General features: G+C 71.5%; 21 protein-coding genes and 1 tRNA gene. 11 read left to right on the top strand and 11 right to left on the bottom strand.

Translation table 11 applies throughout. The features are described from left to right. Window positions 1-10 precede the first annotated feature (10 nt). On the bottom strand, window positions 11-3,793 hold the full coding sequence (gene metH / locus LQK93_RS17655; RefSeq protein ID WP_374969067.1) for a methionine synthase: 3,783 nt from the start codon (window positions 3,791-3,793) through the stop codon (window positions 11-13). Window positions 3,794-4,027: 234 nt separating this feature from the next. Here metH and LQK93_RS17650 point away from each other — a divergent pair, with 234 nt between their 5' ends. Next, window positions 4,028-4,882, top strand: a complete 855-nt coding sequence (locus tag LQK93_RS17650) for a PAC2 family protein (protein WP_374969066.1) — start codon at window positions 4,028-4,030, stop codon at window positions 4,880-4,882. A gap of 56 nt (window positions 4,883-4,938) precedes the next feature. Here the strand turns inward: LQK93_RS17650 and mshC are convergent, their stop codons facing one another. The 4 genes from mshC to LQK93_RS17630 form a co-directional block, all read right to left on the bottom strand. Continuing rightward, window positions 4,939-6,195 carry a cysteine--1-D-myo-inosityl 2-amino-2-deoxy-alpha-D-glucopyranoside ligase gene (mshC, locus tag LQK93_RS17645; protein WP_374969065.1) on the bottom strand — a complete coding sequence of 419 codons (1,257 nt, stop codon included), beginning with the start codon at window positions 6,193-6,195 and terminating at the stop codon, window positions 4,939-4,941. Window positions 6,196-6,292: 97 nt separating this feature from the next. Further along, complete coding sequence (locus LQK93_RS17640) at window positions 6,293-7,102, bottom strand: SCO1664 family protein (protein WP_374969064.1); 810 nt, start codon at window positions 7,100-7,102, stop codon at window positions 6,293-6,295. Beyond that, a complete protein-coding gene (locus tag LQK93_RS17635; RefSeq protein ID WP_374969063.1) occupies window positions 7,086-7,631 on the bottom strand; it encodes a DUF3090 domain-containing protein in 546 nt (181 codons plus the stop codon). The genes LQK93_RS17640 and LQK93_RS17635 overlap by 17 nt, the downstream gene beginning before the upstream one ends. Before the next feature lie 10 nt (window positions 7,632-7,641). Next, window positions 7,642-8,373 (bottom strand): MSMEG_4193 family putative phosphomutase, encoded by a 732-nt coding sequence (locus LQK93_RS17630; protein ID WP_374969062.1) that lies wholly within the window; start codon window positions 8,371-8,373, stop codon window positions 7,642-7,644. A gap of 140 nt (window positions 8,374-8,513) precedes the next feature. Between LQK93_RS17630 and LQK93_RS17625 the strand changes: the two genes are divergently transcribed. Further along, window positions 8,514-9,515: a magnesium and cobalt transport protein CorA gene (locus LQK93_RS17625; RefSeq protein ID WP_374969061.1), complete on the top strand. Its 1,002-nt coding sequence runs from the start codon at window positions 8,514-8,516 to the stop codon at window positions 9,513-9,515. Between the two features lie 57 nt (window positions 9,516-9,572). Here LQK93_RS17625 and LQK93_RS17620 read toward each other — a convergent pair whose 3' ends face one another. Further along, on the bottom strand, window positions 9,573-10,433 hold the full coding sequence (locus LQK93_RS17620; protein WP_374969060.1) for an undecaprenyl-diphosphate phosphatase: 861 nt from the start codon (window positions 10,431-10,433) through the stop codon (window positions 9,573-9,575). Between the two features lie 188 nt (window positions 10,434-10,621). Then, complete coding sequence (locus tag LQK93_RS17615) at window positions 10,622-11,689, bottom strand: LLM class F420-dependent oxidoreductase (RefSeq protein ID WP_374969059.1); 1,068 nt, start codon at window positions 11,687-11,689, stop codon at window positions 10,622-10,624. Between the two features lie 75 nt (window positions 11,690-11,764). Here LQK93_RS17615 and LQK93_RS17610 point away from each other — a divergent pair, with 75 nt between their 5' ends. Continuing rightward, window positions 11,765-12,700 (top strand): aldo/keto reductase, encoded by a 936-nt coding sequence (locus LQK93_RS17610; protein ID WP_374969058.1) that lies wholly within the window; start codon window positions 11,765-11,767, stop codon window positions 12,698-12,700. Here the strand turns inward: LQK93_RS17610 and LQK93_RS17605 are convergent. Next, entirely contained in the window at window positions 12,697-13,128 is a 432-nt protein-coding gene (locus LQK93_RS17605; protein WP_374969057.1) for a hypothetical protein, read from the bottom strand. The two genes, LQK93_RS17610 and LQK93_RS17605, sit on opposite strands and share 4 nt — an antisense overlap. Before the next feature lie 182 nt (window positions 13,129-13,310). Beyond that, on the bottom strand, window positions 13,311-14,114 hold the full coding sequence (locus tag LQK93_RS17600) for a DUF6612 family protein (protein ID WP_374969056.1): 804 nt from the start codon (window positions 14,112-14,114) through the stop codon (window positions 13,311-13,313). A gap of 186 nt (window positions 14,115-14,300) precedes the next feature. Here LQK93_RS17600 and LQK93_RS17595 point away from each other — a divergent pair, with 186 nt between their 5' ends. Continuing rightward, window positions 14,301-14,486 (top strand): DUF5703 family protein, encoded by a 186-nt coding sequence (locus LQK93_RS17595; RefSeq protein WP_343994079.1) that lies wholly within the window; start codon window positions 14,301-14,303, stop codon window positions 14,484-14,486. 38 nt (window positions 14,487-14,524) lie between these two features. Here the strand turns inward: LQK93_RS17595 and LQK93_RS17590 are convergent, their stop codons facing one another. Then, window positions 14,525-15,865: a M20/M25/M40 family metallo-hydrolase gene (locus LQK93_RS17590; RefSeq protein WP_374969055.1), complete on the bottom strand. Its 1,341-nt coding sequence runs from the start codon at window positions 15,863-15,865 to the stop codon at window positions 14,525-14,527. Window positions 15,866-16,017: 152 nt separating this feature from the next. Here LQK93_RS17590 and LQK93_RS17585 point away from each other — a divergent pair. The 7 genes from LQK93_RS17585 to LQK93_RS17555 all read left to right on the top strand — a co-directional run bounded on the left by LQK93_RS17585 (window position 16,018) and on the right by LQK93_RS17555 (window position 20,442). Continuing rightward, window positions 16,018-16,104, top strand: a tRNA-Leu gene (locus LQK93_RS17585). Window positions 16,105-16,232: 128 nt separating this feature from the next. Continuing rightward, complete coding sequence (locus LQK93_RS17580) at window positions 16,233-16,841, top strand: MarR family winged helix-turn-helix transcriptional regulator (protein ID WP_374969054.1); 609 nt, start codon at window positions 16,233-16,235, stop codon at window positions 16,839-16,841. Between the two features lie 72 nt (window positions 16,842-16,913). Next, complete coding sequence (locus tag LQK93_RS17575; protein WP_374969053.1) at window positions 16,914-18,182, top strand: MFS transporter; 1,269 nt, start codon at window positions 16,914-16,916, stop codon at window positions 18,180-18,182. Between the two features lie 4 nt (window positions 18,183-18,186). Next, window positions 18,187-18,957 carry a HipA family kinase gene (locus tag LQK93_RS17570; protein WP_374969052.1) on the top strand — a complete coding sequence of 257 codons (771 nt, stop codon included), beginning with the start codon at window positions 18,187-18,189 and terminating at the stop codon, window positions 18,955-18,957. Continuing rightward, a complete protein-coding gene (locus LQK93_RS17565) occupies window positions 18,954-19,331 on the top strand; it encodes a DUF3037 domain-containing protein (RefSeq protein ID WP_374969051.1) in 378 nt (125 codons plus the stop codon). The genes LQK93_RS17570 and LQK93_RS17565 overlap by 4 nt, the downstream gene beginning before the upstream one ends. A 201-nt stretch (window positions 19,332-19,532) precedes the next feature. After that, complete coding sequence (locus LQK93_RS17560; protein WP_374969050.1) at window positions 19,533-19,817, top strand: antibiotic biosynthesis monooxygenase; 285 nt, start codon at window positions 19,533-19,535, stop codon at window positions 19,815-19,817. A 79-nt stretch (window positions 19,818-19,896) separates the two neighbouring features. Continuing rightward, window positions 19,897-20,442 carry a GNAT family N-acetyltransferase gene (locus LQK93_RS17555; RefSeq protein WP_374969049.1) on the top strand — a complete coding sequence of 182 codons (546 nt, stop codon included), beginning with the start codon at window positions 19,897-19,899 and terminating at the stop codon, window positions 20,440-20,442. Here the strand turns inward: LQK93_RS17555 and LQK93_RS17550 are convergent. Further along, window positions 20,411-20,953: a hypothetical protein gene (locus tag LQK93_RS17550; RefSeq protein ID WP_374969048.1), complete on the bottom strand. Its 543-nt coding sequence runs from the start codon at window positions 20,951-20,953 to the stop codon at window positions 20,411-20,413. The two genes, LQK93_RS17555 and LQK93_RS17550, sit on opposite strands and share 32 nt — an antisense overlap. Between the last annotated feature and the right edge of the window lie 31 nt (window positions 20,954-20,984).

Here is a 20,984-nt window from a genome sequence, read left to right as displayed (position 1 = left end):
GCTCACCGGCTCAGTCCTCCGGGTCGTAGGCGAGGTTCGCGGACAGCCAGCGCTCGGCCTGGGCGAGCGTCCAGCCCTTGCGCTGGGCGTAGTCCTGCACCTGGTCGCGGCCGAGCCGGCCCACGACGAAGTACTGCGAGCCGGGGTGGGAGAAGTACCAGCCCGACACCGAGGCGCCGGGCGACATCGCCATGCTCTCGGTCAGGGTGATGCCGGTGTTGGCCTCCACGTCGAGCAGCGACCAGAGCGACTCCTTCTCGGTGTGCTCGGGACAGGCCGGGTAGCCCGGCGCCGGTCGGATGCCGGCGTACTGCTCCTTGATGAGCGCCACGTTGTCGAGGTCCTCGTCGGGGGCGTAGCCCCAGAACTCCTTGCGGACGCGCTCGTGCATCCGCTCCGCGAATGCCTCGGCCAGCCGGTCGGCGAGCGACTCGAGCAGGATCGCGTTGTAGTCGTCGAGCGCGGCCCGGAACTGCTGTACGCGTTCGGCGCCGCCGAGCCCGGCCGTCACGGCGAACCCGCCGACCCAGTCCTTGGTGCCCTTGGGCGCCACGTAGTCGGCGAGCGACCGGTTGGGCACGCCCGCGCGGTGGTCGCCCTGCTGGCGCAGGTGGTGCAGGACGCTGATCGGCTGGGTGCGCTCCTCGTCGAGGTAGACCTCGACGTCGTCGCCAGTCGAGTTGGCCGGGAAGAAGCCGATGACGCCGTTGGCGGTGAGCCAGCGCTCCTCGACGATCTGGTCGAGCATGGCCTGCGCGTCGTCGAAGAGCTTGCGCGCGGCCGGTCCGCTGGCCGGGTTGTTGAGGATGTCGGGGAAGCTGCCCTTCATCTCCCACGCGTTGAAGAACGGCTGCCAGTCGATGTAGCGGCGAAGCTCGCCCAACGGGTAGTTGTGGAAGACCTTGACGTGCTGCGCGGCCCCGCGCGTGCGCGTCACCGACGAGACGTCGTGGTCCTGCTGCAGCAGCAGGTGCGGGTGCGGCGGGTGGTAGCCGGTCCAGTCGATCGGCGTGCGGCGCTCGCGGGCCTGCTCGAGCGTGAGCAGCGGCCGCTCGTGCTTGTTCGCGTGCCGCGCCCGGAGGGAGTCGTAGTCCTCCTTGACCTTGGCCATGAGCTTGGGCCGTAGCTCGTCGCTCAGCAGCGCCGCGGCGGTCGGCACGGACCGGGAGGCGTCCTTGACCCAGACGACGGGCCCGTCGTAGCGCTGGTCGACCTTGACGGCGGTGTGGGCCCGCGAGGTCGTCGCCCCACCGATGAGCAGCGGGATGGTCATCCCCTGGCGCTGCATCTCCGCGGCGAAGCCCACCATCTCGTCGAGCGAGGGGGTGATCAGGCCGGAGAGGCCGATGATGTCGGCGTCGTGCTCCCTGGCGGCGTCGAGGATCTTCTGCGCCGGCACCATCACCCCGAGGTCGATGACCTCGTAGTTGTTGCACTGCAGCACCACGCCGACGATGTTCTTGCCGATGTCGTGGACGTCGCCCTTGACCGTGGCCATGACGATCGTGCCGTTGGTGTCCTTGGCCCGGGCCAGCGAGGGGTCCTTCGCCTTCTCGGCCTCGATGAACGGGATGAGGTAGGCAACGGCCTTCTTCATGACGCGGGCGCTCTTGACCACCTGCGGCAGGAACATCTTGCCGGCGCCGAAGAGGTCGCCGACGACGTTCATGCCGTCCATGAGCGGGCCCTCGATGACCTCGATCGGGCGGCCGCCACGCGCCTCGATCTCGGCGCGCAGGATCTCGGTGTCGGCCTCGACGTGCGCGTCGACGCCCTTGACGAGGGAGTGCGTGATGCGCTCGCCGATGGGCAGGGCGCGCCACTCCTCCTCGCTGACCTCGGCGGTCTGGCCGGTCTTGTTGTACTCCTCGGCGATCTCGAGCAGCCGTTCGGCGGCGTCGGGACGGCGGTTGAGGATGACGTCCTCGATGCGCTCGCGCAGCTCGGGATCGACCTCGTCGTAGACGGCGAGGGCGCCGGCGTTGACGATGCCCATGTCGAGGCCCGCCGCGATGGCGTGGTAGAGGAAGACGGCGTGGATCGCCTCGCGCACCGGGTTGTTGCCGCGGAAGCTGAACGAGACGTTGGAGATGCCACCGGACACCTTGGCGCCCGGCAGGTTCTCCTTGATCCAGCGCGTGGCCTCGATGAAGTCCAGCCCGTAGGAGGCGTGCTCCTCGATGCCGGTGGCGACCGCGAAGACGTTGGGGTCGAAGATGATGTCCTCGGCCGGGAAGCCCACCTCCTCGGTGAGCAGGCGGTAGGCCCGCGAGCAGATCTGCTTGCGCCGCTCGAGCGAGTCGGCCTGGCCGTCCTCGTCGAACGCCATCACGACAGCGGCCGCGCCGTACTTGCGCACGAGGCGCGCGTGCTCGAGGAAGGGCTGCTCGCCCTCCTTGAGGGAGATCGAGTTGACGATCGCCTTGCCCTGCACGCACTTCAGGCCGGCCTCGATGACCTCCCACTTGGAGGAGTCGACCATCACGGGGACGCGGCTGATGTCCGGCTCGCTCGCGACGAGCTTGAGGAAGCGGTCCATGGCCGCGACCCCGTCGATCATCCCCTCGTCCATGTTGACGTCGATGACCTGGGCGCCGCTCTCGACCTGCTGGCCCGCGACCGACAGCGCGGTGTCGTAGTCGCCGTCCTTGATCAGCTTGCGGAAGCGCGCCGAGCCGGTGATGTTGGTGCGCTCGCCGACGTTGACGAAGAGGCTCTCGTCGGTGATGGTGAACGGCTCGAGCCCCGATAGGCGCATGGCCGGCGCGATGGGGCCGAACGCCCGGGGCGGCTTGCCGTCGGCGGCCCGGGCAATGGCGGCGATGTGGTCGGGGGTCGTGCCGCAGCAACCACCGACGAGGTTGACCAGGCCGGCCTGGGCGAACTCGCCGACGATGGCGGCCGTCTCCTCGGGCGCCTCGTCGTACTCGCCGAAGGCGTTCGGCAGCCCCGCGTTGGGGTAGCACGACACGAAGCAGTCGGCGAGGCGTGCCACCTCGGCGATGTAGGGCCGCATCTCCTTGGCGCCGAGCGCGCAGTTGAGCCCGACGGCCAGCGGCGAGACGTGCCTGACAGAGTTCCAGAACGCCTCGGTGACCTGGCCCGAGAGGGTGCGTCCGGAGGCGTCGGTGATGGTGCCGGACACCACGACCGGCCAACGCCGGCCCTGCTCCTCGAAGAGCGTCTCGACGGCGAAGATCGCCGCCTTGGCGTTGAGGGTGTCGAAGATCGTCTCGATGAAGATGAGGTCGCTGCCGCCGTCGACGAGGCCGCGAGCCGCCTCGAGGTAGGCGGCGACGAGCTGGTCGTAGGAGACGTTGCGGGCCCCGGGGTCGTTGACGTCCGGGGAGATCGAGGCCGTACGCGTCGTCGGCCCGAGCGCCCCCGCGACGTAGCGGGGCCGGTCGGGCGTCCGCTCCGTCATGGCGTCGGCCTCGCGGCGAGCCAGCGCCGCCGCCTCGAAGTTCAGCTCGTAGGCGAGGTCCTCCATGCCGTAGTCCGACAGCGAGATGGCGTTCGCGTTGAAAGTGTTGGTCTCGATGATGTCGGCGCCCGCCTCGAGGTACTCGCGGTGGATGCCGGCGATGATCTCGGGTGCCGTCAGGGTCAGCAGGTCGTTGTTGCCCTGGACGTCGCTCGGCCAGTCCGCGAAGCGCTCGCCCCGGTAGCCGGCCTCGTCAGGCCGGTCGCGCTGGATCGCCGTGCCCATGGCGCCGTCGAGGATCAGGATGCGCTGACCGAGAGCCGTGGTCAGGCTCTCGGTGGCGTCGGGTCGCTGCTGCGACTGGGACAACGTGGCTCCTCTCGGCGGCACGGGGTCGTGCCGGATGACGGGACCGGGCCGATTCTACGGAGGCTCGCACGGCGGCGCTGCGCCAGCCCGCACTCCGGTCACCCGAGGGCCTCGCTCGCCCCACACCGCATACCGAGCAAGCGGGACGCGCCGTCCGCGACACGGGGCCGCCGACACCGGCAGGACCTAGGCTGAAGGGGTGGGCGCGACCGCGCGCACGGTGAAGGAGAAGACGTGCTGGAGTTCGAGGACGTGCCGGAGCTGACCGACCCGGTGCTCATCGCCGCCTTCGAGGGTTGGAACGACGCCGGCGAAGCGGCCACGAGCGCCGTTCGGCACCTCGCCGAGGTGTGGGACGCCGAGGTCGTCGCAGCCTTCGACCCCGAGGACTACTACGACTTCCAGGTCAACCGCCCCCGAGTGGCCATCGAGGAGGGCAGGCGCCTGCTGAGCTGGCCGACCACCCGCATCCTCGTGGCCACCGAGACCGGCTTCGAGCGGGACGTCGTGCTCGTCCAGGGCATCGAGCCCTCGATGCGGTGGCGCGCCTTCTCGATCGAGCTCCTCGAGCTGGCTGAGCAGCTCGGCGTCACGACGATCGTCACTGTGGGCGCGCTGCTCGCCGACGTGCCCCACACCCGGCCCATCCCGGTGACCGCGACCGCGGAGGACGAGGCGGCGATCCACCGCTTCGACGTCGAGGCGTCCCGCTACGAGGGGCCCACCGGCATCGTCGGTGTCCTCACGCACACGGCCAGCGACTCCGGCATCCCGACGGTCTCGGCCTGGGCGGCCGTGCCGCACTACGCCGGCGGGGCGCCTTCCCCCAAGGCGACCCTCAGCCTGTTGCGGCGCATCGAGTCGCTGCTCGGCATCACCGTGCCACACGGCGAGCTCGAGGAGAACGCCCGCGCCTGGGAGCGTGGGGTCGACGAGCTCGCGCAGTCCGACGAGGAGGTCGCCGAGTACGTCCAGTCGCTCGAGGAGGCCCAGGACACCGCCGAGCTCCCCGAGGCGAGCGGCGACGCGATCGCGCGCGAGTTCGAGCGCTACCTCCGGGGTCGCGACGACGACCAGCCGGGCCGCTAGACCTGACGTGGGCCGTCCGCCCCGTGGGACGGCCCGCACCCCTGCAGGGCGGTGCGTCAGAGGCGGACGCCGAGGAGGGCGTCGAGGGCCCGCCCGAGTATGCCGGGTGCGCCGGGGTCGTCGCCGCCGCGGCTGAGTGCCTGGCTGGCCCAACGGTCGACCGCCTCGAGCGCCCGAGGGCTGTCGAGGTCGTGGGCGAGCGCCGCGCGCATGTCGTCGACCGTCTGGTCGGCGACCGGACCACCGTTGCCGGACAACGCCTTCCGCCAGGTCTCGAGACGTTGCTCGGCCTGGACGAGCTGGTCGTCGGTCCACATCCAGTCGTGGGCGTGGTGGCGGGCCAGCAGCGCGAGCCGGATCGCCATCGGGTCCACGCCCTGGCCCCGCAGCTGCGAGACGAGCACGAGGTTGCCACGGCTCTTGCTCATCTTCTCGCCGTCCAGGCCCACCATGCCCTGGTGCACGAAGGCGCCGGCGAACGAGGCCGAGCCGCTGAGGGCGCGCCCGTGGGCCGCGCTCATCTCGTGGTGCGGGAAGACGAGGTCGGTGCCGCCGCCCTGCACGTCGATCGGGATGCCGAGGTGGTCGAGGGCGATGCACGCACACTCGATGTGCCAGCCGGGGCGGCCGGATCCGAGGCTCGCGCCGTCCCACTCCGGCTCGCCCGCCCGGTGGGCCCGCCAGAGCAGGGCGTCCAGCCGGTTGCGCTTGCCCTCGCGGTCGGGATCGCCGCCGCGCTCGGCGAAGACCTCCATCATCCCCGCTTCATCCAGATGGCTGACCGAGCCGAAGCGGGGGTCGCGGGCCACGTCGAAGTAGTAGTCGTACGCGTCGTGGCGGGAGGCGTCGGGCGCGGGCACGGCATACGCCCATCCCTCGGCCACGAGCCGCTCGATGGGGGCCACGAAGGTGGGGATGCTCTCGACGGCGCCGAGGTACTCGTCGGGCGGGATGACGGCGAGGGCCGTCATGTCCTCGCGGAAGAGGGCGATCTCCCGCGTCGCGAGGTCGCGCCAGTCGAGGCCGTCACGCTCGGCGCGCTCGAGGAGCGGGTCGTCGATGTCGGTGATGTTCTGGACGTAGCGCACGCGGTGGCCGCTGTCGCGCAGCACCCGGCCGAGCAGGTCGAACGTCACGTAGGTGGCGGCGTGCCCCATGTGCGTCGCGTCGTAGGGAGTGATCCCGCAGACGTAGAGCGTGACGACCTCGCCGCTCGCGGCGGGGACCAGCACGCCGGATGCCGTGTCGCGGACGAGCACCTGCGGGGCGCTGCCCGGGACCTTGGGGATGAACGGCATCGGCCAGCTTCTCACCCGCCGACTCTATCCCGGCCGGTCCGGTCCCCCGGGACCGGTCGGGACGACGCGGGCCACCAGACCACGGGGCGCCGGCGGCCAGCAGGGCGAGGGATCAGAGCGGCGGCCAGGGCACCGACGGCCAGTCGTGCCTCGGGCTCGGGTGCACGCCCCGCTCCAGGAGGCGCTCCACGCGCAGGGCCAGGGCCGCGACGTCCGTCTCGGGCAGCAGCTCGAGCAGCCGTGCGCGGTCGGTGTCGCCGGCCAACGCCGAGCGCAGCCGCTCGAGCCGAGCCCGGTCGGCGTCGGTGAGGCGCTCCCCCGCCCAGCCCCACAGCACGGTGCGCAGCTTAGGGGTGGGCGAGAACGTGACGCCGTGGTCGATCGCCCACAGCCGCCCGTCGCGGTCCCGCAGGCAGTGGGAGCCCTTGCGGTCGGAGTTGTTGAGCGCGGCGTCGAGCACCGCCAGGGAGCGCACGTCGTCGGCCCCCGAGTGCACGACGGTGACGGCCCGGCCACCGGGCGTCTCGCCGTCGAGCACCTCGTGCCAGCCCTCGGGAGTGTGCCCCTCGGGGACGAGATCGACGACGACGTCGTCGGCGACCGGGTCGAACGGGTCCCCGATCCACAGCTGCACCGAGCCCGGGCCGAGCGGGCCGTCACGCAGCACGGTTGGCGGCACGACGTCCCAGCCGCCCAGCTCGGACACCACGTGCGCTGCGACCTCGCGTCCGGCCAGGGTGCCGTCCGGGAAGTCCCACAACGGGCGTTCGCCCCGGATCGGCTTGTAGATGACGTGACCACCAGGGAGCGTCGAGACGCGCGCGATGACAGCGAGGTTGGAGGAGTCGGCGACCCGGCCCAGAACCTCGATCTCGCCGGTCAGGTCGACCGCCGACGGAGTGCGGTCAGCGCTTGTAGCCATTGGCCCGCGGGCAGATGTGGCCCGTGGGGTCGAGCGGGTTGCCGCAGAACGGGCACGGCGGACGCCCCGCGGCAACCAGGGCCGTGCTGCGGCGCGCGAAGGCGCGCGCCTCGGCGGGGCTGAGACTCACCCGGATCGAGTTGCGCGCCAGCACGCCCACCTCGTCGTCGGGCTGCTCGTCGACCTCGTCGGGGTCGTGGTCGTGGCACTCGATGACCAGCCTCTGGCGGTCCTCGTCCCACGCGAGCGAGAGGGTCTGGACCCGCCAGTCCTCGTCGAACGGGGTCTGCAGGGGCTCGGTGTCCTCGGCGACGCCGCCGGGCTCGCCCGGCTCGACCGCGTCGGCCGGGGCCAGCTGGTCGAGGACGTCGTTGATGCGGTCGGCGAGGATCGAGACCTGCTGCTTCTCGACGCCCACGGTGACCACGAGGGGGCCGGTGCTCGCCTGGAGGTAGAAGGCCCGTTGGCCGGCCGGGCCGACCGTCCCGGCGACGAACCGGTCAGCGGGATCGAAGTCCTGGACCGTCATGCTCACGACCCTATCCGACGGCTGGGGTCGACCCGGCGCCCCCGCCCACCACCGCATCGCCCTCGTCCGCGGCCGGCTGGTCGGCCGGGCGCAGGCCCGCGAGATCCCCGCCGACGTCGTTGAGCCGCAGCACGAACGGCTTGCGACTCGTGTAGTGCACGACGCTCACGGATGCCGGGTCGACGTGGATGCGCTGGAAGTCGTCCAGGTGCGCGCCGGTGGCGTGCGAGAGGATCGACTTGATGACGTCGCCGTGCGACACGGCCACCCAGATCGCGTCCTTGCCGTGGGTCTCGAGGATGCGCGCGTCGGTCTCACGCACGGCGCGGAGCGCGCGGTCCTGCATCTCGACCATCGACTCCCCGGGGTATGCCGCCGAGTCGGGGAAGCGCGCCTCGCTGGGTCGGTCCTGGACGACCTTCCACAGCTCCTCCCTGGCGAGCTCGCTGATCGGGCGGCCGGTCCAGGCGCCGTAGCGGCACTCGCCGAGGCCCTGGTGCACGCTGCGGCCGACGTGGTCGGGCAGGGCGGCGGCGAGGAGGTCGGCCGTCTGGACACAGCGGTCGAGCGGTGAGCTGACGACCTCGGCGACGGGCAGCACCGCGGCGGCCATCCGCTGCCCGACGGCCGCTGCCTGCGCCTCGCCGGTCTCGTCGAGGAAGACCCCTGGCATCCAGCCGGCCAGGGTCCCCGCGGTGTTGGAGGTGGAGCGCCCGTGGCGCACGAACAGGACGGTGGGCACGTTCGTCACCCTAGCCCGCGTGGCTCGGGCCCCGTGGGTGCCCGGGCGACCTGTCCGGCAGGCCGTGTCCATGCTGGACGTGTGGCGGACACCGCGGGGGTGCGCGACCTCCGAGGGCCGGACGTGGTGGAGTAGCGCTTGTGATCGTGGACAAGGCCATCTACCGCAACGGCCGTCGTCAGACCTGCGGGGACCTCAGCGACGAGCTGGACTCCCTGCGGCTGCACCGGGACGGGTTCCTCTGGATCGGGCTGCAGGACCCGACCGACGACGAGTTCGCGCTGGTCAACCAGGAGCTGCACCTGCACCCCCTCGCCGTCGAGGACGCCGTCACGGGTCACCAGCGGGCCAAGATCGAGCACTACGAGTCGTCTCTCTTCGTCGTGCTCAAGACGTTGCGCTACATCGAGGCGACGAGCGACATCGAGACTGGCGAGGTGATGCTCTTCATCGGAGACCGCTTCGTCGTGACCGTTCGCCATGGGGCGGGCAACCCGCTCGCCGGAGTGCGGCAGCGGCTCGAGGCCCTGCCGCAGCGCCTCGTCCACGGCCCCATGACCGTGCTCCATGCCGTCATGGACTCGGTCGTCGACAACTACACGGTCGTCGACCGCGAGGTGCGCCTGGACCTCGAGCAGATCGAGGAGCGGGTGTTCGCCTCAAGCGAGGGCGGCGACGCCAACACCATCTACCGGCTCAAGCGGGAGGTGCTCGAGTTCCGGCGGGCCAGCCAGCCGCTGACCGACACCCTCGCCTTGTTCATGGACCCGGCGCGCGGGCACGACGTGTCCGAGGAGCTCCTGCCCTTCTTCCGGGACGTGGCCGACCACCTGCGCCTCGTCAACGACCACGTCGAGTCCTACGACCGGCTGCTGACCGACGTCCTGTCGGCGCACCTGGCAAGCGTCGGGGTCAAGCAGAACGAGGACATGCGCCGCATCTCGGCCTGGGTCGCCATCGCCGCGGTGCCGACGATGATCGCCGGCATCTACGGCATGAACTTCCAGTACATCCCCGAGCTCCACGCGAGCGTGCACGTCGGCACGCAGGAGGTCTACTACGGCTACTTCATCGCGATCGCCGTCATGGCGGGTGCGTGCATCGGGCTCTACCGGGCCTTCAAGCGTTCGGGCTGGCTCTAGGTACACCGACGGCCGGCTCCCCGTGGGAGCCGGCCGTCGGTTCGAGGGGTGCTGGCCTCAGGTGGCGTTGACGAACCCGGCCGCCAGCGCACCGGCGAGGAGGAGGCCGAGGATGACGCGGTACCAGACGAACGGGATCAGGGTGTTGGTCGCGACGAAGCGCAGCAGCCACGCGATCGAGGCGTAGGCCACCACGAAGGCGACCACGAGGCCCACGACCACTGGACCGAGGCCCAGGGCGGACAAGCCGTGCCGCTCCTGGACCGCCTGGAAGAGCCCCGCAGCCGTCAGCGCGGGAATGGCGAGGAAGAAGCTGAGGCGCGTGGCCGTGACACGGTCGAGACCCCGCATGAGACCGGCCGAGATGGTGGCACCCGAGCGCGACACGCCTGGGATGAGCGAGAAGCACTGCAGCAGACCGATGACGAGGCCGTCGACGGGCCGGACGTCGTGCTCGTCACGCACCACGCCGCGCGACTCGATGCGGGCGTGCACGCGTTCGGCAGCCACCATCACCGCGCTCCACAGGATGAGGGCAGCCGCGACGACCCACAGGCTGCGAAGGGCACCCTCGATGACGTGGCGCCCGAGGAAGCCGACGATGCCGACGGGGACGGAGCCGATGACGACAGCCCAGGCGAGGCCGTAGTCGCTGTCCTGTCGGGCCTCCGGGTTGGTGAGTCCGCGGAACCACGCGACCGCGAAGCGGACGATGTCGCGGAAGAAGTAGAGCAGCGTCGCCGCGATGGCACCGAGCTGGATGACCGCCGTGTAGGCGGTGACGGCAGCATCGGCCACCTTCAGGCCGAGCAGCTGCTCGGTGATGGTGAGGTGGCCGGTCGAGGAGACCGGGAGGTACTCGGTGAGGCCCTCGACGACTCCGAGGATGACGGCGTCGAGGTAGCTGAGGTCAGCCATGGGTCAGGGTGGGCCTTCTGCAGGAGGGACGGGACGGCCGCTCACCGCAGGCGGCGGCCGCTGGACACACCGCCGAACCCTATCGACATCCCGGTCCGCGCCGAAGCAGCCACGGCAAGCGGCGTACGAACGTCCGGGGAACGTCCGGGGAACGTCCGATGTACGCCGCGGCACGGGAGCGCGCCGCATCAGGTGCGCGGCACCAGCCCGCCGACCCCGGCCACGACCTCCAGCGTCGCCAACGCCGCGTCCCGCGTCATCCCGCCGCCCACGGCGACCGCGAGCGTCGTCACGCCCGCCTCCTCGTACCGGCCCATCCGACGGGCGATCCGCTGGGGGGAACCGAGCAACGCGGTCTCGTCGATGAACTCGAGCGGCACGGCGGCAGCCGCCTCGCGGTGGCGTCCTGCGAGGTAGAGGTCCTGGATGCGGGCGGCGTCCTCCTCGAAACCCATCCGGCAGGCGAGCTGGTTGTAGAAGTTCTGCTCCCGCGAGCCCATGCCGCCGATGTAGAGCGCGCAGTAGTCGCGCAGGTGCTCGGCGGCGGCCTCGACGTCGTCCACGAGCACCACTGGTGTGGCCGCCACGACGTCGAACCCGTCCATCGGTGCGTCGGCGGAGGCCCGGGCACTGCGAAGACGCCCCTTCTCCAACGTCGTGAGGAGGTCGCCAGCGTGCTCGGGGCTGAAGAAGATCGCCAGCCAGCCGTCGGCGATCTCGCCCGTCAGCTCGAGGTTCCTGGGTCCGACCGCCGCGAGGTAGATGGGCAGGTCGGCCCGCACGGGGCGCGCCGCGAGCTTCAGCGCCTTGCCTGGGCCACCCGGCAACGGCAGCTGGTAGTGGGGGCCGTCGTGGGCGACCGTGTCGCGACGCAGGGCCGCGCGCACGATCTCGACATAGTCCCGCGTACGCGCCAGCGGGTGGCGGAACGGCACCCCGTGCCACCCCTCGCTGACCTGTGGCCCCGAGACCCCGAGGCCGAGCCGGAACCGCCCCCCTGACATCGTGTCGATCGTCGCGGCCGTCATCGCGGTCATCGCCGGCGTGCGCCCCGGGATCTGCATGACGGCACTGCCGAGGCCCACGTGCTCGGTGAGGGCGCCGATCCACGCCAGCATCGACGGGCTGTCGGAGCCGTATGCCTCCGCGACCCACACGCTGTCGTAGCCCAGGCGGTCGGCCGCTCGGGCCAGCGCCAACTGGTCCTGGCCGGTGGTGCCGCGTCCCCAGTAGCCGAGATTCACGCCGATCCTCATGCAGCGAAGGCTATCGGCGCGCCGAGCGACGTGCCGACCGCAGCGGGGGTGGGATGGCCCACTACCGTTCCTGCCATGCGCAGGCGTCTCGGCTCGTCCGGTCTCACGGTCACCCCCCTGGCCCTCGGGACCATGCTGTGGGGCAACGCCGTCGACCGCCACGAGGCCGGCGACCACCTGCGCGCCTTCGTGGACGCGGGAGGCAACCTCGTCGACACGGCATACGGCTACGGCGGCGGCGACGCCGAGACGATCCTCGGCGGACTGCTCGGCAGCAGCATCCCGCGCGACGACGTCGTGGTGTGCACCAAGGCGGGCATCTCGCGAGCGGGAGGGCAGCGGCGGGTCGATGTGTCCCGTCGCGGGCTGATGGGCCAGCTCGAGACCTCACTGCGCCGGCTGGGAACCGATCACGTCGACCTGTGGCTCGTCCACACGTGGTCCGACGACGTACCCCTGTCCGAGACGCTGTCGGCACTCGAGTGGGCGGCCACATCCGGCCGGGCCCGCTACGTCGGGGTGAGCAACTACTCGGGCTGGCAGTCCGCCCGGGCCTTCAGCCTGCTCGAGTCTGCGCGAGTTCCCCTGGTGGCCAACGAGGTCGAGTACTCCCTCGTGTGCCGCACGCCGGAGCACGAGGTCGCGCCAGCGGCGTCCTCGCTCGGCTTCGGGCTGTTGCCGTGGTCACCCCTCGGCCGTGGCGTGCTCACCGGGAAGTACCGCAACGGCATCCCATCGGGCTCGCGGGCGGCCTCTGGCGACTTCCCCGGTTTCGCGGAGCGGTTCCTCGACGAGCACACGCGGCGAGTGTCCGACGCCGTCGCCATGGCCGCTCGCGGCCTGGGCGTGAAGTCGGCCGAGGTGGCCCTCGCGTGGGTGCGAGACCGTCCCGGCGTCGCCGCTCCCGTCGTCGGCGCCCGCACCTCGGCCCAGCTGCGTTCGGCACTCACGAGTCTCGAGCTGACGCTGCCCGAGGAGATCGTGGCCGCCCTCGACGACGTGTCCGCCTAGTCCCGGCGGCTCACGCCTCCGGCGCGAGGCTCGGAGACGTCGTCGTCCTCGTCGTTCTCGTCGTCCTCGTCGTCCTCGTCGTCCTCGTCGTCGTCCTCGTACTCGTCGTCGAGGTCCTCGTCGTCCTCGTCGTCCTCGTCGTCCTCGTCGTCGTCCTCGTACTCCTCGGAGTCGAGCCCTGCGTAGACGCGGTTCTCGGGGCCGTCCTCCTCCTCGGGGCCGAGGTCGTCGCCGTAGATGGCCAGAGGCGTCGCGACCTCGGTGGCGTCGTAGAGCGCCTCGTCGTAGTCGTCGAAGGCCTCGGCCAGGTCCTGGGCCGCCGCCAGCACCATCGGGTGGTCGGGGTCGCGGCTCGCGTTGGCCGCCTCGAAGTGGCGTTCGAGGGCGGCTATGAGCTGCTCGAGGGCGGAGCGCGGGTCGACGGTCATGAGTCGACCGTAGTCGACGCGCGGCGCACGTAGCACCCCTTCGGCCCTGTCCTCGCCTGCGGAGCCCGACGCCGATGCGCCTGCACGACAACGGTCCCGCAGCGAGACGGGGCTCGCTGCGGGACCGTTCACGTGGAGTCGGTCAGGTGTTCACCTCGACCGACGTCAGCCGTGGTTTCGGCTCACATCGGCGCCTTGACGGTGTCGGCGGCCTTGGGCGCCGTGACGTCGATGGGCTCGCCGTACTTGCTCATCGTCATGTCGGCCTTGACGCCCGACAGGTCGAAGGTCACCTTGCGCAGGTGGTCCTTCTCGTCGAGCCACACGGTGTAGTCGATGGTCGCGGGCAGCTTGGTCTGCTGGCCTGCCGGGAGCTGCGCCTGCATCGCCGTGGTGTCGACCGTGAGGTCGTACTTCCAGGTCTTGTCGCCGTCGACGGTGTCCTCGCCGGCGAACTTGACGTCCTTGACCGCGGCACCGAACTGGTCGTACATCTTCGTCGGGTCGGCCTGGCCGAGCGACTGCATGAGCTGCTTGCCCATGGCCGAGCTGCTGTCGATGACGGCCCACTTGCCCGCCGGCAGGTTCGGGACGCCCTTCATGTAGACCTTCTTGTCGACGAGGAGCAGGTCCACCTTGCCCGACGAGCCGAGGTTCATGGTCATCTTCATGGCCGGGTTCTGCGGGTCCACCTTCGTGTCACCCGCGATGGAGATCTTCTGTCCCGCGGCGTTCATGTCCATGGTGACGTGAGCGGTGGTCGTGTCCTTGCCCGCGGCCTTCATCGCGGCGACGAACGAGGCCTTGTCCTTGTACGGCTGCCCCGCGGCGGGCGCATCGGTGGTCGTCGTGGCAGCGGCGGGCGAACTGGCCTGCGTCGTGCCCGAGGCGGGTGCCGGTGACTCGGGCTTGCCACAGGCCGCCACGCCGAGCACAGCGGGCAGGACGATGGCTGCTGCCGCGATGCGGCGGGTGTTCCATTTCATGCGTGTTGACCTCCTGGGCCCTCGACGCCGGGCGGTGCCAGCGGTTCCCCTGTTCCGGTGCCGCTCAGCCCTGCCCTGTCGGCGGCCGTGCGGTCGGATGACCCAGAGACCGTATCGCGGGCACCCGACCGCGACCGACGGCATACGGTCTCGGTGCGGTCACGCTTGGTGCCAGAATGGACGGCGATGACGGATTACGAGTACCGAGTCCTCACCTTCGACCGCCACACGTCCAAGGCAGACGCGCGACAGGCGGTGCGCGAGCACGCCGAGTACGGACGCTGGGAGCTGTCGCGGACCGTCGTCTACGAAGGCGGTGTGCGCCGCATGTGGCTGCGCCGCCGCATCATGCGGGTCCAGCGGACCGCCTGACGCGCCGAGCCACTGCACCGCCGAGGCCGCCGAGCGGCTCAGCAGGTGCGCAGGAAGTCGCCCAGCACGCGGGCCCCGAACTGCAGCGACTCCACCGGCACCCGCTCGTCGATCCCGTGGAACATCGGTGCGAAGTCGAGGTCGGCCGGCAGCCGCAGAGGCGCGAAGCCGTAGCCCTGGATGCCCAGCAGTCCCAGCGCCTTGTTGTCCGTGCCGCCGGAGAGGCAGTACGGCAGCACGGTGGCCTCCGGGTCCTCGCGGAGAAGGGCCTGCTTCATCGACTCGACGAGGTCGCCGGAGAAGGGTGCTTCCAGCGCGACGTCGTGGTGCACGACCTCGACCTCCACGTGCTCACCGGCCAGCGCCCGGATGGTCGCCATCAGCTGCTCCTCGTGGCCGGGCAGGAAGCGGCAGTCGACGGCGGCCGTCGCGGTCTGCGGGATGACGTTGTGCTTGTAGCCGGCCTCGAGCATCGTGACGTTGGCCGTGTCGCGCAGCGTGCCGCGCACGAAGCCCTGGGCGCCGCCGAGGGTCGCGAGCAGCGGCTCCAGGTCGGCGTCGGCCGACGACAGGCCGGTCATCGTCCCCAGGGTGTCGAGCAGCTCGCGCACCGACGCGATGTACTCGCGCGGCCACTCGTGGGCGGCGATGCGACCGATCGCCGCGGCGAGGCGCACGACGGCGTTGGCGTCGTTGGGCACCGAGCCGTGACCGGCGCGGCCGTGGGCCCGCAGCCGCAGCCAGGCGATCCCCTTCTCGGCCGTCTGGAGCAGGTAGGCGCGCTGCAGGCCCTGCGGCGTCGGCACCGTGACGCTGTAGCCCCCGACCTCGCTGACGGCCTCCGTCACGCCCTCGAACCAGTGCGGGTGCTTGTCCACGAGCCAGTGACTGCCCAGGACACCCCCGGCCTCCTCGTCGGCGAAGAAGACGAAGGTCGTGTCGCGCGCCGGCTTGGTGCCCGAGCGGGCGAAGTGGCGGATGTTCGCGAGGATCATCGCGTCCATGTCCTTCATGTCCACGGCGCCGCGACCCCAGATGCAGCCGTCGCGCTCCTCGGCGGCGAACGGGTCGACCTGCCAGTCCGCGGCGTCGGCCGGGACGACGTCGAGGTGGCCGTGGACGGCGAGCCCCGGACGCGACGGGTCCTCACCCTCGAGCCTGACGACGACGGTCGCCCGGCCCGGCTCGCTCTCGAGCAGAGTGCCCTCGAGGCCGACCTCCGCCAGCTCGGCCATGACGTACTCGGCCGCCTTGCGCTCCCCCGGGCCCGACCCGTCGCCGTAGTTGGACGAGTCGATGCGGATCAGGTCGGCGCACAGTCGCGCCACCTCCTCCTCGGGTGCGACGGTGGGCTGGGCGTCGGCGTCGGCATCGATCATGCCGGTCAGCGTATGCCGGTGCCGGCGGACCTGCGTCTGGTGCCCCTCCTGCCCCACCCGCCAGGATCCCGGGGCCGTTTGGCCTTTTGGCGAGCCCACGTGTAACGTTTCGCCTCGCCGCAAGGGATTCCCACGAGCCTCTTGCACACCTTGTCGGGGTGGCGGAATGGCAGACGCGCTAGCTTGAGGTGCTAGTGCCCTTAACGGGCGTGGGGGTTCAAGTCCCCCCCTCGACACCATGAGACCCCCGGGTTCCTGCAGGCCAGGAGCCCGGGGGTTTCTGCTTGGCCGGCGCTGGTCCCGGCACCGGGCGAACGCCCTGGACAGGGCTCTGGTGGCCGTTGGGCCGGAGCCGTACCCTTCCACAGTGAGTGACGACCCCTCCATCGTGAGTGACGACGCCGTGGCCGTGATGGTGGACGACCTCTACGACGTTGTCGGCCTCCTGAGGCGGCGCTCCCGGCGGCTCGTGGGCGCGCCGCTACCCGAGCTCGCCCTCTCCGGGGCCCAGCTCGAGCTGCTGCGCGTGGTGCGGCGCAACCCCGGCGTGACCGTGGCCGAGGCGGCACGCGTCCTGGGCCTCGCTCCGAACACGGTTTCGACCCTCGTGGGGCAGCTGGTGTCGCTCGAGGTGCTCGTGCGCAGCCGTGACCTCACCGACCGCCGGTTGGCCCGCCTCGAGCTGACCCCCTCTGCCCGGGAAGGGCTCGAGCGGTGGCGCGACCGCCGCTCGCAGGCCACCGCTGCCGTGCTCGCCCGGCTGCCCGCCGCCGAGCGCGCGAACCTTGCGGCGACCCTGCCGGTCATCGCTCGCATCGCTGCCGGCCTGCCCGACACGCTGGAGCCGACCCGCGCAGCCGACCCGCACAGTGCTGCCGCCGCGCACGGCGACGCCTCGCCCGACGTCCCCTCCACCGGCGCAGGCTCCGCGATCGGCGGCTCCCCCAGGCCGCTGGCGCTGGAAGGCCATGCCTGAGACCTGTCCTCCCCGACGCCGCTGGGCGCTTCCTGCGCCGCGCGGACGCGGCCTGACCGTACGCTGTGCCGCGTGATCTTCCTGCGGGCCCTGTTCACCCTGCTCCGGGGTCGAGGGTTCCGCCGGCTCTTCGTCAGCCGGGTGACGTCGTCCTTCAGCGACGGAGTGTTCCAGGTGGCCCTCGCGAGCCACGTCCTCTTCAACCCGGAGGAGGCCGCGGACGCGCGGGGCATCGCCATGGCCTTCGCCGTGGTCCTGCTCCCCTACAGCGTCCTCGGGCCCTTCGTCGGGGTGCTGCTCGACCGTTGGCCGCGGCGACGCGTCCTCGTCGTCAGCCAGCTGGTGCGGGTCGCTGCCATGCTCGCCGTCGCCGGGCTCGTGACCAGCGCGGGCACCACTCCGGCCTTCTTCGGCCTGGTGCTGCTCGTCTTCTCCGTCAACCGGTTCATCCTCGCGGGGCTCTCCTCCGCCATGCCGCACGTGGTCGGGCGCGAGCTGCTCGTGAGTGCGAACTCCGTTGCCCCCACGTGCGGCTCGATGGCCTACCTCCTCGGCGGCGCCATCGGCACCGGGGTTCGCGCCCTCTCCGGCAGCGACGTGACCGATGTCCTGCTCGCGGCCCTGGGCGTGGCCGTGGCGGCATGGGCTGCGGCACGCCTGCCGTTCATCGGCCCCGACGACGCCAGCCGGGCGCCGGCCATGGGGCAGATCGCACGCTCCGTGGTGACCGGGCTGGTCGAGGCGGCGCAGACGCTGCCCCGGCGCGCCCGGCTGCTGCTCGCACTCGTCTTCCTCACTCGCATCCCCTTCGGCTTCCTGCTGCTGCAGACCCTGCTGCTCTTCCGCGGGCCGTTCGAGAACGATCACGGTCCCCTCGGCTTCGGCATCGCCGCCGCAGCCTCGGCGGTCGGCTTCGCCTCCGCCGCGTTCGTGACGCCGTGGCTCGCCCCGCGCCTCACAGCCGTGCCGTATGCCGCGAGGATGCTTGCGCTCGGTGCCCTGGTCTGCGCTGCGCTCGGACCGTTCCTCCTGCCGTGGACCGTCGTCGTCGTGGGGCTCGCCGTCTCCTTCACCTCCCAGTGCGTGAAGATCACCGTCGACTCCCTCATGCAGGCACACGTCGACGACCAGCTCCTCGGCCGCGCCTTCTCGGCCTACGACGTCGTCTACAACGCCGGCATGGTCGCGGCCGCCGCGTTCGGAGCGTTGGTGCTGCCCGCCAGCGGGCTCGTCTGGTGGCCGATCCTGTCCTTCGCCTGCCTCTACGGCATCCTCGCCATGACGCTGGGCACGCTGTGGGAGCGCGCGACGACGGCCGACCGCGAGCGGCCACTAGGCTGACGCGGTGCTTCCCGAGCTGACCGCCACCCGCTACGTGACGCCGCTCAAGGAGGGCGGCTCGCTGCCCGGCATCGTCGAGGCCGATGACGACGGCACCTACGTCCTGAAGTTCCGCGGGGCCGGCCAGGGGCTCAAGGTCCTCGTCGCCGAGGTGCTCGTGGCGGGCCTCGCCCGGCTCCTCGAGGTTCCGGTGCCCGACCTGGCCGTGGTCCACCTCGACCCGCGCATCGCCAAGTACGAGGCCGACGAGGAGGTCCAGGACCTGCTCACCGCCTCGGTGGGCACCAACCTCGGCGTCGACTTCCTGCCCGGCTCCCTCGGCTACGACGGCTCGTGCCCGCCCGACACCGACCTCGCCGAGCGGATCGTCTGGCTCGACGCGCTGACCGCCAACGTCGACCGGACCTGGTCCAACCCCAACCTGCTCGTCTGGCACGGCCGCACGTGGGCCATCGACCACGGCGCGGCCCTCTACTTCCACCACTCCTGGCCCAGCCGCCCGCCCGCTCCCGAGCGGTTCGCCGCGCAGCCGTTCGACGCCAGCCGCCACGTCCTGCGCGACGTCGTCGGCGACGTCGCGCGGCGCCACGACGAGCTCTCCGCGCGGCTCACCCCGCAGGCTGTCGAGACCGTCGTCGCCGACGTGCCGGACGAGTGGCTCGAACCCACCGCGGACCTCGCGGACGCACCTGCGGTGCGGGCGGCATACGCCCTCATGCTGCGGGCCCGGCTCGACGGGCCGCTCACCTGGGTCCCGGCGGGAGTGGCGGCGTGAACGCGTACCAGTACGTCGTGCTGCGGCTGGTCCCCCGCGTCGACCGGGAGGAGTTCATCAACGTCGGCGTCGTGCTCTACTCCCAGGACGCCGGCTTCCTCGATGCCGCCTGGGACCTGGACCAGCGCCGGGCGGGAGCGCTCGCCCCCACGTGCGACCTCGACGGGGTCCGCTCCATGCTCGAGCGAGTGCGTGCCGTGTGCCGGGGCGAGACGGGCCGCGGCCTGCCGACCCTCGACAAGCCGGGCCAGCGCTTCGGCTGGATCATCGCCCCGCGCTCCACTGTGGTCCAGCCCGGGCCGGTCCACGGCGGACTGTGCGAGGACCCCGCGGTGGAGCTGCAGCGCCTGCTCAACCGGCTCGTGCGCGCCTGACCCGGCGTCGACGGCGCTGGGCCGCGGCAGCGGGACGGCGGGTCGCAGCCGGGCGGTCGCGACTCAGGGGGCAATCCGCGCGTAAGGCCCACGTTCCCGAGTTCCGGCACGGGGCGCGCGTCAGCGGGGCTACGTTCGAGAGCATTGGCACGCAAGGACTTCCGTCCGATCGTGCCACCGGATCGGACAAGGAGGCAGGCAATGTACGAGCGCGTGGTCATCTACACGTACAGCGAGGACAGGGACGAGCTCGAGGCCAAGGCGCGCGAGGGAGCCGTTCCCATCGTGACCAGCACGCCGGGGTACATCGCGTACGCCGTCATGTTCCACGACGACAAGGTCGTGTCCGTGAGCCAGTGGGAGTCCGAGGCCCACGCCAAGGAGGCCGACGGCGCGTTGATCGACTGGGTCAAGGCCAACACGACGATGAAGGTCGAGCAGCGCTTCATGGGGGACCTTGCCTGGCTCGAGCGCGCCTCGCGGTAGCCGTCGTTCGTAGGACACACCGGCGGCCACCTCCGCGGTCAGCGCTCGGCCCGGTGCCCGGCTCGGTACTCTCCGAACGGTGAGCACCGAGCCGAGCACCGGGCCGAGCACCGAGCCGAGCGCACAGACGAGCACGCAGGCGAGCACCGAGCTGCGTGTCATCTCCAGCGACGACTGGGAGGCGTTCCGGGCCGTTCGCCTCCGGGCGCTGGCAGACTCCCCCGACTCCTTCCGGGCGACGCTCGACGCTGCCGCGGCCCACGCGCCTTCGGTCTGGCGAGACCGAGCGGCTGGACCGGGACCGCTCGTCCTGGCCTTCTCCGGCAGCGATCCGATCGGCATGGGCGGCCTCTACACGCCGGACGCGTCCGGCGAGGCCTTCCTCTGGGGAATGTGGGTCGAGCCGGCATCCCGGGGCCGAGGAGTCGCCGCCGGGGTCCTCGAGCGCCTGCTCGAGCACGCCGACGACCAGGGCTGCCACGTCGTCCTCCACGTCACCGAAGGCAACGAGACCGCCCGCCGCCTCTACGAGCGGCACGGGTTCACGGCGACGGGCGAGGTGCTGCCGTTGCGCGACGGCTCCTGCGTCCGCATCAGCACCATGCGCCGCGCCTGCCCCCGCTGATCACGTCCGGGCCCCGGCACTCTCGGGGCCGGTGGCACAGTGGAGAGGAGGACAGGATGGCGTCGGCGCCAAGGACTCCAGCGAGCGGCAGGTTCGGGCGCGCCTCGTCCCGAGGTCCGGCTCGTCGCCACGCCGGGTCAGGACTCGCAGCGCGGAAGAGCCGAACGAGAACCTCGCCCAGAAGCTCCAGAGCAGCCCGGACCGGCATCGCCACCAAGCCCTCGACCAGGTCTGCGTCCGGCCCGAGGTGAAGTGCGCGCAGTGTGCTCTCGAGCAGCTGGCCCTCCAGGTGCGCCTGCAGGCCGGTGCCCCGGCGGTCGATGACGAGGTCGATGCAGCACCCCAGTCCTCGAGGTTGCTCGTTGGCCTGCGGGAGCCCCGGGAACCGGTCACTCAGCTCGTCGTGACCGGCACAGTAGATGACCTCGTCCACACCACCCTGCCCGGCGGCGAACCCTTCTCGTACCAGCACCCCATCGAGTGCGTCGGTCGTGGAGGCGGCGAAGTCCATGCCTGCATCGTCGCAGCAACACCCAGCCGGG

Origin of the sequence: Terrabacter sp. BE26 (assembly GCF_041941675.1) — a bacterium.
Lineage (GTDB): Bacteria > Actinomycetota > Actinomycetes > Actinomycetales > Dermatophilaceae > Terrabacter.
Note: the sequence above shows the minus strand (reverse complement) of the source record. Positions and strands in the feature narration are given on the sequence as shown.

What these genes read in the sequence shown, in the direction of transcription:
- LQK93_RS17560 (WP_374969050.1), top strand. Translation starts at nt 19,533, where the DNA reads ATGTACGAGCGCGTGGTCATCTACACGTACAGCGAGGACAGGGACGAG.
- LQK93_RS17640 (WP_374969064.1), bottom strand. Translation starts at nt 7,102, where the DNA reads ATGGCTACAAGCGCTGACCGCACTCCGTCGGCGGTCGACCTGACCGGC.
- LQK93_RS17610 (WP_374969058.1), top strand. Translation starts at nt 11,765, where the DNA reads ATGCGCAGGCGTCTCGGCTCGTCCGGTCTCACGGTCACCCCCCTGGCC.
- LQK93_RS17635 (WP_374969063.1), bottom strand. Translation starts at nt 7,631, where the DNA reads ATGACGGTCCAGGACTTCGATCCCGCTGACCGGTTCGTCGCCGGGACG.
- LQK93_RS17615 (WP_374969059.1), bottom strand. Translation starts at nt 11,689, where the DNA reads ATGAGGATCGGCGTGAATCTCGGCTACTGGGGACGCGGCACCACCGGC.
- LQK93_RS17590 (WP_374969055.1), bottom strand. Translation starts at nt 15,865, where the DNA reads ATGATCGATGCCGACGCCGACGCCCAGCCCACCGTCGCACCCGAGGAG.
- LQK93_RS17620 (WP_374969060.1), bottom strand. Translation starts at nt 10,433, where the DNA reads ATGGCTGACCTCAGCTACCTCGACGCCGTCATCCTCGGAGTCGTCGAG.
- LQK93_RS17595 (WP_343994079.1), top strand. Translation starts at nt 14,301, where the DNA reads ATGACGGATTACGAGTACCGAGTCCTCACCTTCGACCGCCACACGTCC.
- LQK93_RS17605 (WP_374969057.1), bottom strand. Translation starts at nt 13,128, where the DNA reads ATGACCGTCGACCCGCGCTCCGCCCTCGAGCAGCTCATAGCCGCCCTC.
- LQK93_RS17600 (WP_374969056.1), bottom strand. Translation starts at nt 14,114, where the DNA reads ATGAAATGGAACACCCGCCGCATCGCGGCAGCAGCCATCGTCCTGCCC.
- LQK93_RS17550 (WP_374969048.1), bottom strand. Translation starts at nt 20,953, where the DNA reads ATGGACTTCGCCGCCTCCACGACCGACGCACTCGATGGGGTGCTGGTA.